General features: G+C 69.3%; 14 protein-coding genes. 12 read left to right on the forward strand and 2 right to left on the reverse strand.

All coding sequences use genetic code 11. The features are described from left to right. Positions 1-29: 29 nt before the first annotated feature. From recG to mutM, 8 genes are all read left to right on the forward strand, one after another. Entirely contained in the window at positions 30-2249 is a 2220-nt protein-coding gene (gene recG / locus EDD92_RS33200; protein ID WP_123967720.1) for an ATP-dependent DNA helicase RecG, read from the forward strand. A gap of 124 nt (positions 2250-2373) precedes the next feature. Next, positions 2374-2961: a 16S rRNA (guanine(966)-N(2))-methyltransferase RsmD gene (rsmD, locus tag EDD92_RS33205; protein WP_123967721.1), complete on the forward strand. Its 588-nt coding sequence runs from the start codon at positions 2374-2376 to the stop codon at positions 2959-2961. A gap of 26 nt (positions 2962-2987) precedes the next feature. After that, the gene (gene coaD / locus EDD92_RS33210) at positions 2988-3467 is read left to right on the forward strand and encodes a pantetheine-phosphate adenylyltransferase (protein WP_030943075.1); all 480 of its coding nucleotides are present in this window, start codon (positions 2988-2990) and stop codon (positions 3465-3467) included. A 58-nt stretch (positions 3468-3525) separates the two neighbouring features. After that, the gene (locus tag EDD92_RS33215) at positions 3526-4587 is read left to right on the forward strand and encodes an ATP synthase F0 subunit B (protein WP_123967722.1); all 1062 of its coding nucleotides are present in this window, start codon (positions 3526-3528) and stop codon (positions 4585-4587) included. A gap of 132 nt (positions 4588-4719) precedes the next feature. Further along, positions 4720-5364, forward strand: a complete 645-nt coding sequence (locus EDD92_RS33220; protein ID WP_123967723.1) for a DUF177 domain-containing protein — start codon at positions 4720-4722, stop codon at positions 5362-5364. Between the two features lie 2 nt (positions 5365-5366). Next, the gene (gene rpmF / locus EDD92_RS33225) at positions 5367-5540 is read left to right on the forward strand and encodes a 50S ribosomal protein L32 (protein WP_003951102.1); all 174 of its coding nucleotides are present in this window, start codon (positions 5367-5369) and stop codon (positions 5538-5540) included. 7 nt (positions 5541-5547) lie between these two features. Then, on the forward strand, positions 5548-6396 hold the full coding sequence (gene rnc, locus EDD92_RS33230; RefSeq protein WP_180292276.1) for a ribonuclease III: 849 nt from the start codon (positions 5548-5550) through the stop codon (positions 6394-6396). Positions 6397-6487: 91 nt separating this feature from the next. Then, positions 6488-7348, forward strand: a complete 861-nt coding sequence (gene mutM / locus EDD92_RS33235; protein ID WP_123967724.1) for a bifunctional DNA-formamidopyrimidine glycosylase/DNA-(apurinic or apyrimidinic site) lyase — start codon at positions 6488-6490, stop codon at positions 7346-7348. On the opposite strand, the gene EDD92_RS33240 is transcribed toward mutM, so the two are convergent. Then, entirely contained in the window at positions 7321-7722 is a 402-nt protein-coding gene (locus EDD92_RS33240) for a helix-turn-helix domain-containing protein (RefSeq protein ID WP_123967725.1), read from the reverse strand. The genes mutM and EDD92_RS33240 overlap by 28 nt on opposite strands. Positions 7723-7806: 84 nt before the next feature. Continuing rightward, positions 7807-8910 carry a CAP domain-containing protein gene (locus EDD92_RS33245; protein ID WP_123967726.1) on the reverse strand — a complete coding sequence of 368 codons (1104 nt, stop codon included), beginning with the start codon at positions 8908-8910 and terminating at the stop codon, positions 7807-7809. A gap of 168 nt (positions 8911-9078) precedes the next feature. Between EDD92_RS33245 and EDD92_RS33250 the strand changes: the two genes are divergently transcribed. From EDD92_RS33250 to EDD92_RS33265, 4 genes are all read left to right on the forward strand, one after another. Then, positions 9079-9360, forward strand: coding sequence for an acylphosphatase (locus tag EDD92_RS33250; RefSeq protein WP_078912750.1), 282 nt, complete (start codon positions 9079-9081; stop codon positions 9358-9360). A gap of 384 nt (positions 9361-9744) precedes the next feature. Further along, complete coding sequence (locus EDD92_RS33255; RefSeq protein ID WP_016432419.1) at positions 9745-9948, forward strand: hypothetical protein; 204 nt, start codon at positions 9745-9747, stop codon at positions 9946-9948. 206 nt (positions 9949-10154) lie between these two features. After that, a complete protein-coding gene (gene smc / locus EDD92_RS33260; protein ID WP_123967727.1) occupies positions 10155-13739 on the forward strand; it encodes a chromosome segregation protein SMC in 3585 nt (1194 codons plus the stop codon). A 199-nt stretch (positions 13740-13938) separates the two neighbouring features. Beyond that, positions 13939-15357: a sugar porter family MFS transporter gene (locus EDD92_RS33265; RefSeq protein ID WP_123967728.1), complete on the forward strand. Its 1419-nt coding sequence runs from the start codon at positions 13939-13941 to the stop codon at positions 15355-15357. The last annotated feature ends 75 nt before the right edge of the window (positions 15358-15432 follow it).

The raw sequence follows: 15432 nt of genomic DNA on the forward strand, positions 1-15432 counted from the left end.
ATACGGGATTGTCAGTGGCGTGGTGTGCAATGGATCTCGTGCCCGCACTGGAAGAACCACTGAAGCAACCACTGAAGTCAGTGCTCGGCCCCGCCACCGCGAAGGTGATGGCCGAGCACCTCGGCCTGCACTCCGTCGGCGACCTCCTGCACCACTACCCGCGCAGATACGAGGAGCGCGGTCAGCTCACCCACCTCGCCGACCTCCCCATGGACGAGCACGTCACGGTGGTCGCGATGGTCGCCGACGCCCGCCTGCACACCTTCGCTTCCTCCAAAGCGCCCCGCGGCAAGGGCCAGCGCCTCGAGGTCACCATCACCGACGGCAGCGGCCGCCTCCAACTGGTCTTCTTCGGCCATGGCGTCCACAAGCCCCACAAGGAACTCCTGCCGGGCACACGCGCGATGTTCGCGGGCAAGGTCTCCGTCTTCAACCGCCGCCTGCAACTCGCCCATCCCGCCTACGAGTTGCTACGAGGCGACAGCGACGAGACGGTCGAGACCTGGGCCGGCGCCCTCATCCCGATCTACCCCGCCACCGCCAAGCTGGAGTCCTGGAAGATCGGCAAGGCGCTCCAGACGGTCCTGCCCACCGCCCAGGAGGCCATCGACCCGCTGCCGGAGGGACTCCGCGAGGGCCGCGGCCTGGTCTCCCTCCCGGAGGCCCTGCTCAAGATCCACCGCCCGCACACCAAGGCCGACATCGAGGACGCCCGCTCCCGCCTCAAGTGGGACGAGGCCTTCGTCCTCCAGGTGGCCCTCGCCCGCCGCAGGCACGCCGACGCCCAACTCCCGGCGGTCGCCCGCAGACCCAAACCCGACGGCCTCCTCACCGCCTTCGACGACCGCCTCCCCTTCACCCTCACCGAGGGCCAGCAGAACGTCTCCAAGGAGATCTTCGACGACCTGGCGACCGAGCACCCGATGCACCGGCTGCTGCAGGGCGAGGTCGGATCGGGAAAAACCATGGTGGCCCTGCGCGCCATGCTCGCCACGGTCGACGCCGGCGGCCAGGCCGCCATGCTCGCGCCCACCGAGGTGCTCGCCCAGCAGCACCACCGTTCCGTCGTCGAGATGATGGGCGACCTGGCCGAGGGCGGGATGCTGGGCGGGACCGAGCACTCCACCAAGGTGGTGCTGCTGACCGGATCCATGGGCGCCGCCGCCCGCCGCCAGGCCCTGCTCGACCTGGTCACCGGCGAGGCCGGAATCGTGATCGGCACGCACGCGCTGATCGAGGACAAGGTCCAGTTCCACGACCTGGGCCTGGTCGTCGTCGACGAACAGCACCGCTTCGGCGTCGAACAGCGCGACGCCCTGCGCGGCAAGGGCAAACAGCCCCCGCACCTCCTCGTCATGACGGCCACCCCCATCCCGCGCACGGTCGCCATGACCGTCTTCGGCGACCTGGAGACCTCCGTCCTCGACCAGCTCCCCGCAGGCCGCTCGCCCATCGCCTCGCACGTCGTCCCGGCCGCCGACAAGCCCCACTTCCTCTCCCGCGCCTGGGAGCGGGTCCGCGAGGAGGTGGAGAGCGGCCATCAGGCGTACGTCGTCTGCCCCCGCATCGGCGACGAGGAGGACGACCCGAAGAAGTCCGGCAAGAAGAAATCCCCCGAGGACGAGGCCGAGAAGCGCCCCCCGCTCGCCGTCCTCGAAGTGGCCGACCAGCTCGCCAAGGGCCCGCTCCAGGGCCTCCGCGTCGAGGTCCTGCACGGCCGGATGCACCCCGACGACAAGGACGCGGTCATGCGCCGCTTCGCCGCCGGCGACACCGACGTCCTGGTGGCCACCACGGTCATCGAGGTCGGCGTCAACGTCCCGAACGCCACCGCCATGGTGATCATGGACGCCGACCGCTTCGGCGTCTCCCAGCTCCACCAGCTGCGCGGCCGCGTCGGCCGCGGCTCGGCCCCCGGCCTCTGCCTCCTGGTCACCGAGATGCCCGAGGCGAGCGCGGCCCGCCAGCGCCTGACCGCGGTCGCCTCCACCCTCGACGGCTTCGAACTCTCCCGCATCGACCTGGAGCAGCGCCGCGAGGGCGACGTCCTGGGTCAGGCCCAGTCGGGCGCCCGCACCAGCCTGAGGGTCCTGGCGGTCATCGAGGACGAGGAGGTGATCGCGGAGGCGAGGGAGGAGGCTGCGGCGGTGGTGGCGGCAGACCCGGAGCTGGAGAACCTCCCGGGCCTGCGCACGGCCCTGGCCGCCCTCTTGGACGAGGAAAGGGAGCAGTACCTGGAAAAGGGGTGAGGTGGAGCGCCCCGACAGGGGCGCGGGGCTGTGTCGATGTGCGGCTCCGTCGCGCGGGCGCGAGCAACCACGATGAACCTGCTGCCAAACTGGTTGAGTAACCACCCCAGACCAAGGACCAAAGATGACCCGCGTGATCGCCGGCACAGCCGGCGGACGTCGCCTCGCCGTGCCGCCAGGCAATGGCACTCGCCCGACATCAGACCGCGCACGCGAGGGCCTCTTCTCCACCTGGCAGTCCCTCCTGGGCAGCCCCCTGGAAGGCGAACGCGTCCTCGACCTCTACGCCGGCTCCGGCGCCGTAGGCCTGGAGGCCCTCTCCCGAGGCGCGAGCCACACCCTCCTCGTCGAGGCGGACGCCCGCGCCGCCCGGGTCATCCGCGAGAACGTCAGATCTCTCGGACTCCCCGGCGCCGAGGTGAGGGCAGGCAAAGCCGAACAGATCATCCAGACCCCGGCGCCGACAGACCCGTACGACCTCGTCTTCCTCGACCCCCCGTACCGAGTCACAGATCACGATCTTCGCGAGATTCTCCTCACACTCCGCTCGGGAGGCTGGCTCGCACCGCAGGCGATCGTCACCGTGGAGCGCAGCACCAGAGGCGGCGAATTCAGGTGGCCCGATGGTTTCGACGCGGTCAAGGCCCGTCGCTACGGCGAGGGAACGTTTTGGTACGGTCGCGCCGCCTCTACGTGCGAAGACGCACGATGACCGGACCGGAGAGCGAGGGATCACTAGTGCGCCGCGCCGTCTGTCCCGGGTCGTTCGACCCGATCACCAACGGACACCTCGACATCATTTCCCGTGCCTCTCGTCTGTATGACGAGGTCTATGTCGCGGTCATGATCAACAAGTCCAAGAAGGGCCTGTTCGAGATCGACGAGCGGATCGACATGATCCGTGAGGTCACCGCCGAGTACGGCAACGTGATCGTCGAGGCCTTCCACGGTCTCCTCGTCGACTACTGCAAGGAACGCGACATCCCGGCCATCGTCAAGGGCCTGCGGGCGGTCAGCGACTTCGACTACGAGCTGCAGATGGCGCAGATGAACAACGGCCTCTCGGGGGTCGAGACGCTCTTCGTGCCGACCAACCCCACCTACAGCTTCCTGTCCTCCTCGCTCGTCAAGGAGGTCGCGACCTGGGGCGGAGACGTCTCCCACCTGGTGCCGCCGATGGTCCTGGAGGCCCTCAACAAGCGCCTGCGCAAGGACTGATGGGGCTACAGTCGTCCCGTCCGTCTCCAACACAGCTGTAGAGAGTGGCGAGCACACGGTGGACGTGCAGAAGAAGCTCGACGAGATCGTCGCCGCGGTCTCCGGCGCCCGGTCGATGCCCATGTCGGCCTCGTGCGTGGTCAACCGCGCCGATCTGCTCTCGATGCTCGAAGAGCTGCGCGAGGCGCTGCCCGGTTCCCTCGCCCAGGCCCAGGAGCTGATCGGCGACCGCGAGCAGATGGTCGAGCAGGCCCGTCAGGAGGCCGACCGGATCATCGGGCAGGCGCACCAGGAACGCGGCTCGCTGATCTCCGACACCGAGGTCGCCCGCCGTTCCCAGGCCGAGGCCGAGCGCATCCTCGCCGAGGCCCGCCAGGAGGCCGAGGAGGTCCGCGCGGAGGCCGACGACTACGTCGACTCCAAGCTCGCCAACTTCGAGGTCGTCCTCACCAAGACCCTCGGCTCCGTGGGCCGCGGCCGCGAGAAGCTCCTCGGCACCGGCCCGGGCCTCGACGAGCAGGGCTACGAGGACGAGGACGCCCCCGAGCGCAGCCACGACCCGGAGACCCTGCGCAAGGACGCCGACGCCTACGTCGACGCCAAGCTCGGCGCCTTCGAGGCGGTCCTCGCCAAGACCCTGGAGGCCGTCGGCCGCGGCCGCCAGAAGCTGCACGGCCGTATCGCCACCGACGACCTCGGTGCCCTCGCCGACGACGCCACGTCCTTCCAGCACTCCAGCGACGCCGACTACCTGGCCGACCTCGCCGCCGTCGCGGAGCCGAAGCCCCCGGCCGAGCAGCCCGCCCAGCAGCAGGACTACGGGCAGCCGCAGCCGGCGTACGGCTATCAGCAGCAGACCGACCCGTACGGCGGCGCGTACCAGCAGCAGGCGTACGGCCAGCAGGACGCGTACGGCTACCAGCAGGCCGACCCCTATGCCTACCAGGGCTACGACGCCCAGCAGGCGGCGTACGACCCCGGCCAGGCGCAGCAGGCGCAGCAGGGGCACCAGACGCAGCAGGCGCACCAGTCGTACGCCCTCGACGAGACCAGTCTCTTCGACACCGGCATGATCACGCCCGAGCAGCTGAGAGCCTACGAACAGGGGCGCGGCCAGTAAGCAGCCACCGGATTGGGCCGTGAGCGAATGGTCCAGTATCCTGGCTCTTCGGTCGCGTGCACGTCCGCGATCAGCGCTGCCCAGGGACACCGAGGGGCAGCGTCCCCCTGAGCTGGAAGATCGAAAGCAGGAATGGCTCTGAACGCCCGCCTCGACCACCGCAAGCCTCTCGTGTTCGACACACACGAGCTGGGGCGGCGGCCTGGTGCGCTGCAGCGCCTGACCCGCGAGATCGACGCTCCCAAGGATCTCGGGATCGCGGGAGTCATCGGAGTGCCGGAAGGCGCCCCGGTGGAGCTCGAACTCCGCCTCGAGTCGGTCATGGAAGGGGTGCTTGTCACAGGCACCGCCCGTGCACAGGCCGAGGGGGAGTGCGTAAGGTGTCTGGAGCCGCTTCAGCTGGACGTCGAAGCGGAATTCCAGGAGATGTTCTCGTACCCTGACGCCGATGACCGGGGCCGCCCCAAAGCGGAGCCGGCCGACGACGCCGAGGAAGACGAGGACAGGCTCTTCATCGAGGACGGCCTGTTCGACCTCGAGCCCGTGCTGCGCGATGCGGTGGTGCTCGCACTGCCGATGCAGCCGGTGTGCCAGGAAGACTGTCCCGGTCTGTGCTCCGAGTGCGGAGCACGGCTGGCGGACGACCCGGACCACCACCATGACGCCGTCGACATCCGTTGGGCGGCACTGCAGGGACTCGCCGGCTCACTCGGAGACGGCGAGAAGGACGAGATGAGCGGCGCCGAAGCGGGCGTCGACGAGAAGCAGGAGAAGTAGCCGTGGCTGTTCCGAAGCGGAAGATGTCGCGCAGCAACACGCGCCACCGCCGGTCGCAGTGGAAGGCTGCGGTCCCCACCCTGGTTGCGTGCGAGCGCTGCCACGAGCCCAAGCAGCAGCACATCGCGTGCCCGTCTTGCGGCACCTACAACAAGCGCCAGGTCCTCGAGGTCTGAGCGGCTGGTGAGAGGCACCGTGTCCACTGCCAAGAAGGCGGATGACGCCATGGCGGACCCAACCGCCAGGAAAAAGTCGGACAACACAGCCTCGTCCCACACGCTTCTGGAAGGGCGGCTCGGGTACAAGCTCGAGTCCGCCCTTCTGGTGCGAGCGCTGACCCACCGTTCGTACGCGTACGAGAACGGCGGTCTGCCGACCAACGAGCGGCTGGAGTTCCTCGGGGACTCCGTGCTCGGTCTCGTGGTCACGGACACGCTGTACACCACCCACCCCGACCTGCCCGAAGGCCAGCTGGCCAAGTTGCGGGCCGCGGTGGTCAACTCGCGTGCGCTGGCGGAGGTCAGCCGAGGGCTCGACCTGGGCTCCTTCATCCGGCTCGGCCGGGGTGAAGAGGGTACGGGCGGCCGGGACAAGGCGTCCATCCTCGCCGACACCCTTGAAGCGGTGATCGGTGCTGTCTATCTCGACCAGGGTCTCGATGCGGCGAGCGAGCTCGTCCACCGGCTCTTCGACCCGCTGATCGAGAAGTCCTCCAACCTCGGAGCCGGCCTGGACTGGAAGACCAGCCTCCAGGAGCTCACCGCGACCGAGAGCCTCGGCGTGCCCGAGTACCTGGTCACGGAGACCGGCCCCGACCACGAGAAGACCTTCACTGCTGCCGCCCGCGTCGGAGGCGTCTCGTACGGCACCGGCACCGGCCGCAGCAAGAAAGAGGCGGAGCAGCAGGCCGCGGAATCCGCGTGGCGGTCCATCCGGGCTGCGGCGGACGAGCGCGCCAAGGCGGCGGCCGAGGAGGCCGCAGCCGAGAAGGCTGCCCAGGACGGCGAAGGACCGTCGTCCGTCTCCGCCTGACGAACGTCTCTGTCTGACGAACAGCGACCCGAGCGCCCGTCCCACCCCGGGGCGGGCGCTCGGCTCATCCACAGTCCGTACGGGGGTCCCGATGCCCGAGTTGCCCGAGGTCGAGGTCGTCCGGCGCGGCCTGGAGCGGTGGGTCGCCCACCGCGTCGTCGCCGACGCCGAGGTGCTGCACCCGCGTGCCGTACGCCGTCATGTGGCCGGCGCCGACGACTTCGCGCACCGCCTCAAGGGCCACCGCATCGGCGTCCCCAGCCGCCGCGGCAAGTACCTGTGGCTGCCCCTGGAGGACACCCACCAGTCGGTCCTCGCCCACCTCGGCATGAGCGGCCAGCTGCTGGTCCAGCCGAACGCGGCCCCGGACGAGAAGCACCTCAGGATCCGCGTCCGCTTCGCCGACGGCCTCAAGACGGAACTCCGTTTCGTCGACCAACGCACCTTCGGCGGCCTGTCGTTGCACGACAGCACCCCCGAGGGCCTGCCCGATGTCATCGCGCACATCGCGCGCGACCCCCTCGACCCGCTGTTCGACGACGAGGCCTTCCACCAGGCGCTGCGCCGCAAGCGCAGCACCATCAAACGGGCCCTGCTGGACCAGTCGTTGATCAGCGGAGTCGGCAACATCTATGCGGACGAGGCCCTTTGGCGCGCCCGCATCCACTACGAACGCCCCACCGCGAACTTCACCCGCCCGCGCACCGCCGAACTCCTCGGCCACATCAGGGATGTGATGAACCAGGCCCTCGCCGTGGGCGGCACCAGCTTCGACAGCCTGTACGTCAACGTCAACGGGGAGTCGGGCTACTTCGACCGGTCGCTGGATGCGTACGGCCGGGAGGGTCTGCCCTGCAAGAGGTGCGCCACGCCGATGCGGCGGCGCCCCTGGATGAACCGGTCCAGCTATTTCTGCCCGAAGTGTCAGAGGTCGCCGCGCGTCCCGTCGTAACGCTCGCGGGCTGCGAGGACGTCGTCCATGCGGCCCTCCAGCAGATGGACGAGGGCCAGCAGCCGCTCGGCGACCTCGTGGCCGAGCGGGGTGAGTTCGTAGTCCACGCGGGGCGGGTTCGTCGGCTGGGCCTCGCGGTGCACCAGGCCGTCGCGCTCCAGCGCGTGCAGGGTCTGGGACAGCATCTTCTCGCTCACGCCGTCGACGCGGCGGCGCAGCTCGTTGAAGCGCAGGGAACCCTCGAACAGGGCGCAGAGGGTCAGCCCGCCCCAGCGTCCCGTGACGTGCTCGAGCGTGCCGCGCGAGGGACAGGCCTTGGCGAACACGTTGTACGGGAGGTTGGCCGCCTCCATGAGCTCCTGCGTGGTGTCCATCCCTCAAGCGTACTTGAGGGCAGCGCTAACCAACAGGTTGCACTAACTGGCAGTTAGTGTGCCCTCGTCCAGTGCCCGCCTCGTCTAGTACCCGAAGTCCTGCGTCCACCAGGGGCCGCCCGACCCGAAGTGCACGCCGACGCCCAGCGTCTTGAAGTCGCAGTTCAGGATGTTGGCCCGGTGGCCGGGGCTGTTCATCCAGGCCTCCATCACGGCGGCCGCGTCGGACTGGCCCCGGGCTATGTTCTCGCCGCCGAGGTTGGATATGCCGAGCTTCGCCGCCCGGTCCCACGGCGAGGCGCCGCTGGGGTCGGTGTGGTCGAAGAAACCCTCGGCGGCCATGGCGTCGCTGAACTTCTCCGCCAGCTCCGACAGGGTGCTGTTGGCGGAGACCGCAGTGCAGCCGACCTTGGCCCGCTCCTCGTTGACCAGCTTGAGCACCTCCGCCTCGGCGGCTGCCTGTGCGGAGACCGCCACCGGGGCGGTGGTCTGCTCGGGCGGCTTGGTCTCCTTCTTCGGAGGCGTGGTCTTCGGCTTCTTGGTGGGCGTGGTCTTCTGCTTCTTCGGCGGCGCCTCGGTCGGCGCGGCCGAAGAGGTCGAGGGGCTCGGCGAGGGCGAGGCCGAGCGGTCGGCGTCGCGGCTCGTCGAGGAGCCCTCGTCGCGGCCGGCGGCGCTTCCGGACGTGCCGCCCTGCTCGGTCGCCGAGTTGGACGGCGTGTTCGCGGCCTGCACCTTGTCGGAGCTGCCGCTGCCGCCCAGCTTGTAGTTGTCGAGGCCGGGCATCGCACCCGTGGCGACCGCGACCGTACCGATGGCGACGGCGGCGGAGACCCCGAGCAAACCGGTACGCATCGGAGTCACGGCCTTCCTCCGGCGGCGCGATCCCCCTCGCCGGGCGCCCTTGTCGGGTGTGAACCCGTGCTCCGGGAACACCGTCGCGTAGTCGTCCTCGCTGGCGAACAGGTACGCGGCACTCCTCGCGGAGGCCTCGGCGTACTCCGTGGAGTTCAGATACGGGGCGGTGCCCAGGGTGGGCCGATCGTCGCCCGCGCCGGCCTCCGGCGGGTCGTAGCTGTACGAGTACTGCTGGGGGTCGTAGCTGCTCGCGTACGAGCCGTCCCTACCTGTGACCCCCGTGGCGCGGCCTGTGGCGGCGCGGCCGGCGGCGGAGCGTCGGTGGCGTCCCATGTCTTGGCCTTCCTCGTCCTTGCGATCAACGTGTCCCATATGATCTTGCGGGTGACCCAACTCACTCGATCGAGTGAGTTTCATATGAGATTCATTGGGTGGGGACGGTACCGCATGGCGTCAGAGGAGGAAGTGTCCCGAGAGACATTGGCCGGTTAGGTTGCACCCATGAGCGAGGATGTGCGACTGGTTGCCTGGGTGCGGGGACGCGTCCAAGGTGTGGGTTTTCGCTGGTTCACGCGGGCCAAGGCCCTCGAGCTCGGCGGCCTGAGTGGTTTTGCTCTCAATTTGGGCGACGGACGGGTCCAGGTGGTCGCCGAGGGCCCCCGGGAGCGGTGCGAGGGACTGCTCGGCTGGCTCCAGGGCGACGACACGCCCGGCCGCGTCGAGGGTGTCACCGAGATCTGGGACACACCTCGCGGGGGGTACGACGGCTTCGCCATCCGCTGAGCCGATTCTGTAAAGAGCCCCCGGTGAAAGCGGACGGACATGCCACCGGCAGGTGCCCGGAGCAGAAATTGCCTGGTGGTTGCCAAGAACCGCTTGTCGTGGCAGGCTGCGCACCCAAGAATGATCGCCACGCCCTGAGAGCCCCGCAGGAGTCGCAGCGCCGCCGTTTTCAGGCCGCGCGCCCCCGGGGTTGCCCGCCAATACAGGGCGTGATCGTGTTGACCGTCAAACTTTTTGGTGAGACGCTGAAAGCACCCCGCGCACCTTAGCTGTTTGGCATGGATGAACGGCAGCATGAACTCAAGAGTGTCAAGCACCGCGGGTGCGATTCCCTCACGACCCACACCGCTTCGGTCGGTCACTCAGTGTGGAGGACCATCCATCATGGCAAAGGCGCTTCTCGGTTACGTCGGCGGCTCCGACCCTCGACTCCTCGCCGAGATGCGACGGCTCCAGCAGCGCGTCCAGGACCTGGAATCCGAGCTCGTACGGATCCAGGCGGAGAACGACGCGCTCGCGGCTGCCGCTTCTCACGACAGGATCATGGAGAGCATCGACGCACACCAGGCGGAGCCTGCGCTCACCTGATCACTGCATCGAACCACGACAGCAGTGGTTGGGCCGCCCGTATCAACCGCTAAGTTGTCAGAGTTTGCAAGGGACGCTTCGGCGTCCCTTCTTTCTTTCCCCGCGCATCCTTTCAACCTCTTTAACGTTTGGTGTGCCCTGCACGTTCAAGGGTGAAACCGCGGGTTCATGGAGTGGGATACCGGCGGAAGGTAGAGTCCAGCGGCGTGCACCTCAAGGCCCTGACCCTCCGCGGGTTCAAGTCGTTCGCCTCGGCGACCACGCTCCGGTTCGAGCCGGGCATCACGTGTGTCGTGGGACCGAACGGCTCGGGCAAGTCCAATGTCGTGGACGCCCTGAGCTGGGTGATGGGCGAGCAGGGTGCCAAGTCGCTGCGCGGCGGCAAGATGGAGGACGTCATCTTCGCCGGCACCACCGGGCGCCCGCCGCTGGGCCGCGCCGAGGTGTCCCTCACCATCGACAACTCCGACGGCGCCCTGCCCATCGAGTATGCCGAGGTCACCATCACGCGGATCATGTTCCGCAACGGCGGCAGCGAGTACCAGATCAACGGCGACACCTGCCGTCTCCTCGACATCCAGGAACTCCTCTCCGACTCCGGCATCGGCCGCGAGATGCACGTCATCGTCGGCCAGGGCCAGCTCGACTCCGTCCTGCACGCCGACCCCATGGGCCGCCGCGCCTTCATCGAGGAGGCGGCCGGCGTCCTCAAGCACCGCAAGCGCAAGGAGAAGGCCCTGCGCAAGCTCGACGCGATGCAGGCCAACCTCGCGCGCGTGCAGGACCTGACCGACGAACTGCGCAGACAGCTCAAGCCCCTGGGCCGCCAGGCGGCCGTCGCCCGGCGGGCCGCCGTCATCCAGGCCGACCTCCGCGACGCGCGTCTGCGCCTCCTCGCCGACGATCTCGTACGGCTGCGGCAAGCACTGAAAGCCGAGGTCGCGGACGAGGCCGCGCTCAAGGAACGCAAGGAAGCCGCCGAGCAGGAGCTGAAGAAGGCACTGCAGCGCGAGGCGCTCCTGGAGGACGAGGTACGGCAGCTCGCTCCCCGGCTCCAGCGGGCCCAGCAGACCTGGTACGAGCTGTCGCAGCTGGCCGAGCGGGTGCGCGGCACGATCTCGCTGGCCGACGCGCGTGTGAAGAGCGCCACCTCGGCGCCGCCGGAGGAGCGCCGTGGTCGCGACCCCGAGGACATGGAGCGCGAGGCCGCCCGTATCCGTGAGCAGGAGGCCGAGCTCGAAGCAGCCCTGGAGGCGGCCGAGCGGGCGCTGGAGGACACGGTCGCGCACCGGGCCGAGCTGGAGCGCGAACTCACGCAGGAAGAACGGCGTCTGAAGGACGTCGCCCGTGCCATCGCCGACCGCCGCGAGGGCCTCGCCCGGCTGAACGGCCAGGTGGGCGCGGCCCGTTCGCGCGCCGCCTCCGCCCAGGCCGAGATCGACCGCCTGGCCGCAGCGCGGGACGAGGCCCAGGAGCGGGCCGTCGCAGCGCAGGAGGAGTACGAGGTACTCAAGGCCGAGGTCGACGGCCTTGACGCGGGCGACGCGGAACTGGGCGAGCAGCACGCGGCGGCGAAGGAGCAGTTGGCCGAGGCGGAGGCCGCCCTGACCGCCGCCCGCGAGGCGGCCACCGCGGCGGAGCGGAAACGGGCCGCGACGCAGGCCCGGCATGAAGCGCTGGCGATGGGGTTGCGGCGCAAGGACGGCACGGGCGCGCTCCTCGGCGCGAAGGATCGTCTCTCCGGCCTGCTCGGTCCGGCCGCCGAACTGCTGACGATCACTCCCGGCTACGAGGTCCCCCTGGCGGCGGCTTTCGGCGTGGCGGCAGACGCCCTGGCGGTGACCTCACCGTCGGCCGCGGCAGACGCGATCCGCTTGCTGCGCAAGCAGGACGGTGGCCGAGCGGCACTGCTGCTGGCGGGGGCGCCGGACGCGCCCCAAAGTGGCGCGGGGAACGGCGCGACCAGCCACAACGAACCCGTAGACGCCCAACAACCTCATGCGGCAGATTTCGTCCGCGCGCCTTCGGACCTCATGCCCGCCATCCGTCGCCTACTGCACGGCATCGTCGTAGTCGACACCCTCGAAGACGCCGAAAACGTCGTATACACGCACCCCCACTTCACCGCCGTAACCGCAGAAGGCGACCTCCTGGGCGCACACTTCGCACACGGCGGTTCCGCCGGCGCACCCAGCCTGCTGGAGGTGCAGGCCTCCGTCGACGAGGCCGCCGCCGAGCTCGAAGAGTTGGCCGTGCGCTGCGCGGAGCTCACCGAGGCGCAGCAAGCGGCAGGGGAGCGGCGCAAGGAATGCGCCGCGGCGGTCGAGGAGCTCGGAGAGCGCCGCCGCGCCGCCGACCGGGAGAAGTCGGCCGTGGCCCAGCAGCTCGGACGGCTCGCCGGGCAGGCACGGGGGGCCGCGGGCGAAGCGGAGCGGACCGTCGCCGCTGCCGCGCGGGCGCAGGACGCGCTGGACAAGGCCCTCGAGGAGGTCGAGGTCCTTGCCGAACGTCTGGCCGTCGCCGAGGAGATGCCCGTCGAGGAGGAGCCGGACACGTCGGTACGGGACCGTCTCGCCGCCGACGGTGCCAACGCCCGCCAGACCGAGATGGAGGCCCGGCTCCAGGTCCGTACACACGAAGAGCGCGTCAAAGGACTCGCCGGCCGCGCCGACTCCCTCGACCGCGCCGCCCGAGCGGAGCGTGACGCACGCGCGCGTGCCGAGCAGCGCAGGGCGCGGCTGCGGCACGAGGCCGCCGTGGCGGAAGCCGTCGCCTCCGGTGCACGCCAGTTGCTCGCGCACGTCGAGGTCTCCCTCGCCCGGGCCGAGGAGGAACGCACCGCGGCCGACGCCGCCAAGGCCCGGCGCGAACAGGAGCTGACCGCTGCCCGGAGCGCCGGCCGCGACCTCAAGGGCGAGCTCGACAAGCTGACCGACTCCGTCCACCGCGGCGAGGTGCTCGGTGCCGAGAAGCGCATGAGGATCGAGCAGTTGGAGACCAAGGCGCTGGAGGAGCTGGGCGTGGAGCCGGCCGGGCTCGTCTCCGAGTACGGCCCGCACCAGCTCGTACCGCCCTCCCCGCCCGCCGAGGGCGAGGAGCTGCCCGAGGACCCGGAGCATCCCCGCAACCAGCCCAAGACCTTCCACCGCGCTGAGCAGGAGAAGCGGCTCAAGGCCGCCGAGCGGGCCTACCAGCAGCTCGGCAAGGTCAATCCGCTCGCCCTGGAGGAGTTCGCCGCACTGGAGGAACGCCACAAGTTCCTCAGCGAGCAGCTCGAAGACCTGAAGAAGACCCGCGCCGACCTGCTCCAGGTCGTCAAGGAGGTCGACGAGCGCGTCGAGCAGGTCTTCACCGAGGCCTACCGGGACACGGCCCGGGAGTTCGAGGGCGTCTTCAGCCGATTGTTCCCGGGCGGTGAGGGGCGGCTGATCCTGACCGACCCGGACAACATGCTCACCACGGGTGTCGATGTCGAGGCCCGTCCGCCGGGCAAGAAGGTCAAGCGGCTGTCGTTGCTCTCGGGTGGCGAGCGCTCGCTCACCGCCGTCGCGCTGCTGGTGTCCATCTTCAAGGCCCGGCCGAGCCCGTTCTACGTCATGGACGAGGTCGAGGCGGCGCTCGACGACACCAACCTGCAGCGGCTGATCCGCATCATGCAGGAGCTGCAGGAAGCCTCGCAGCTGATCGTGATCACGCACCAGAAGCGGACCATGGAGGTCGCCGACGCGCTGTACGGCGTCTCCATGCAGGGCGATGGCGTGTCGAAGGTCATCAGCCAGCGGCTGCGCTGAAGCCAGCGACTGCGCCGAGACACCCTCTTCAAGAGTTGAACACATTACCGTCACGACTGCGCTGAAAAGTCACAGCCGTCACCTCTTGACTTCGATACTTGAAGGCATAGTCTCGGCAACGTTGTTTTTACCTTCAGGTATTACCTACCGGGAAGGGTCCCCCACCCGGCAGCGCTGCCGGTGGCCCGAGGAGTTGAACGTGACCAGCACAGTGCAGGCACAGAAGTCAGGAGCCAGAACGGCGCGTCCCGAGCACCTCGGGCGCGTCACCTTCATCGCGGCGGCGGCCGCGATGGGCGGTTTCCTGTTCGGCTACGACAGCTCCGTGATCAACGGGGCGGTCGAAGCCATCCGGGACCGCTACGGCATCGGCTCCGCGGCCCTGGCCCAGGTCATCGCCATCGCCCTGATCGGCTGTGCCATCGGCGCCGCGACCGCCGGCCGTATCGCCGACCGGATCGGCCGCATCCGGGTCATGCAGATCGCCGCCGTGCTGTTCACCGTCAGCGCCGTCGGCTCGGCGCTGCCCTTCGCGCTGTGGGACTTCGCGCTCTGGCGCGTCGTCGGCGGCTTCGCCATCGGCATGGCCTCCGTCATCGGCCCCGCCTATATCGCCGAGGTCGCCCCGCCCGCGTACCGCGGCCGTCTCGGCTCCTTCCAGCAGGCCGCGATCGTCATCGGCATCGCGATCTCGCAGCTGGTCAACTGGGGTCTGCTGAACGCCGCGGACGGCGACCAGCGCGGCAAGCTGATGGGCCTCGAGGCCTGGCAGGTCATGCTCGGCGTCATGGTGATCCCGGCCGTCCTCTACGGCCTGCTCTCCTTCGCCATCCCCGAGTCCCCCCGCTTCCTGATCTCCGTCGGCAGGCATGAGCGCGCCCGCGAGATCCTCGCCGAGGTCGAGGGCGAGCACGGCAACCTGGACGCCCGCGTGAACGAGATCGAGCACGCGATGAGGAGCGAGCACAAGTCCGCCTTCAAGGATCTGCTCGGCGGCGGCTTCTTCTTCAAGCCGATCGTCTGGGTCGGCATCGGCCTCTCGGTGTTCCAGCAGTTCGTCGGCATCAACGTCGCGTTCTACTACTCCTCGACCCTGTGGCAGTCGGTCGGCGTCGACCCGACGGACTCGTTCTTCTACTCCTTCACGACGTCGATCATCAACATCGTCGGCACCGTGATCGCCATGATCTTCGTGGACCGCGTCGGCCGTAAGCCGCTGGCCCTGATCGGCTCGGTCGGCATGGTGATCGGTCTCGCGCTGGAGGCCTGGGCCTTCTCGTACCACCTGGTCGACGGCAAGCTGCCGGCCGCTCAGGGCTGGACCGCCCTGATCGCCGCGCACATCTTCGTCCTCTTCTTCGCCCTGTCCTGGGGTGTGGTCGTCTGGGTCATGCTCGGCGAGATGTTCCCGAACAAGATCCGCGCCGCCGCCCTGGGCGTGGCCGCCTCCGCGCAGTGGATCGCCAACTGGGCCATCACCGCGAGCTTCCCGTCCCTGTCCGACTGGAACCTCTCCGCGACCTACGTGATCTACACGGTCTTCGCGGCGCTCTCCATCCCCTTCGTCCTGAAGTTCGTGAAGGAAACGAAGGGCAAGGCGCTGGAGGAGATGGGCTGAGCAGCCCCGCACACTCGGGGAGAAGGGCCAAGTCCCCGCTGCCCCTCTCCTCGTACCGTCCGCCGCCCCCGCCCG

Origin of the sequence: Streptomyces sp. TLI_185, assembly GCF_003814765.1 — a bacterium.
GTDB lineage: Bacteria > Actinomycetota > Actinomycetes > Streptomycetales > Streptomycetaceae > Streptomyces.

What these genes read in the sequence shown, in the direction of transcription:
- EDD92_RS33245 (WP_123967726.1), bottom strand. Translation starts at nt 8,910, where the DNA reads ATGGGACGCCACCGACGCTCCGCCGCCGGCCGCGCCGCCACAGGCCGC.
- mutM (WP_123967724.1), top strand. Translation starts at nt 6,488, where the DNA reads ATGCCCGAGTTGCCCGAGGTCGAGGTCGTCCGGCGCGGCCTGGAGCGG.
- EDD92_RS33255 (WP_016432419.1), top strand. Translation starts at nt 9,745, where the DNA reads ATGGCAAAGGCGCTTCTCGGTTACGTCGGCGGCTCCGACCCTCGACTC.
- EDD92_RS33220 (WP_123967723.1), top strand. Translation starts at nt 4,720, where the DNA reads ATGGCTCTGAACGCCCGCCTCGACCACCGCAAGCCTCTCGTGTTCGAC.
- EDD92_RS33250 (WP_078912750.1), top strand. Translation starts at nt 9,079, where the DNA reads ATGAGCGAGGATGTGCGACTGGTTGCCTGGGTGCGGGGACGCGTCCAA.
- recG (WP_123967720.1), top strand. Translation starts at nt 30, where the DNA reads ATGGATCTCGTGCCCGCACTGGAAGAACCACTGAAGCAACCACTGAAG.
- rsmD (WP_123967721.1), top strand. Translation starts at nt 2,374, where the DNA reads ATGACCCGCGTGATCGCCGGCACAGCCGGCGGACGTCGCCTCGCCGTG.
- EDD92_RS33240 (WP_123967725.1), bottom strand. Translation starts at nt 7,722, where the DNA reads ATGGACACCACGCAGGAGCTCATGGAGGCGGCCAACCTCCCGTACAAC.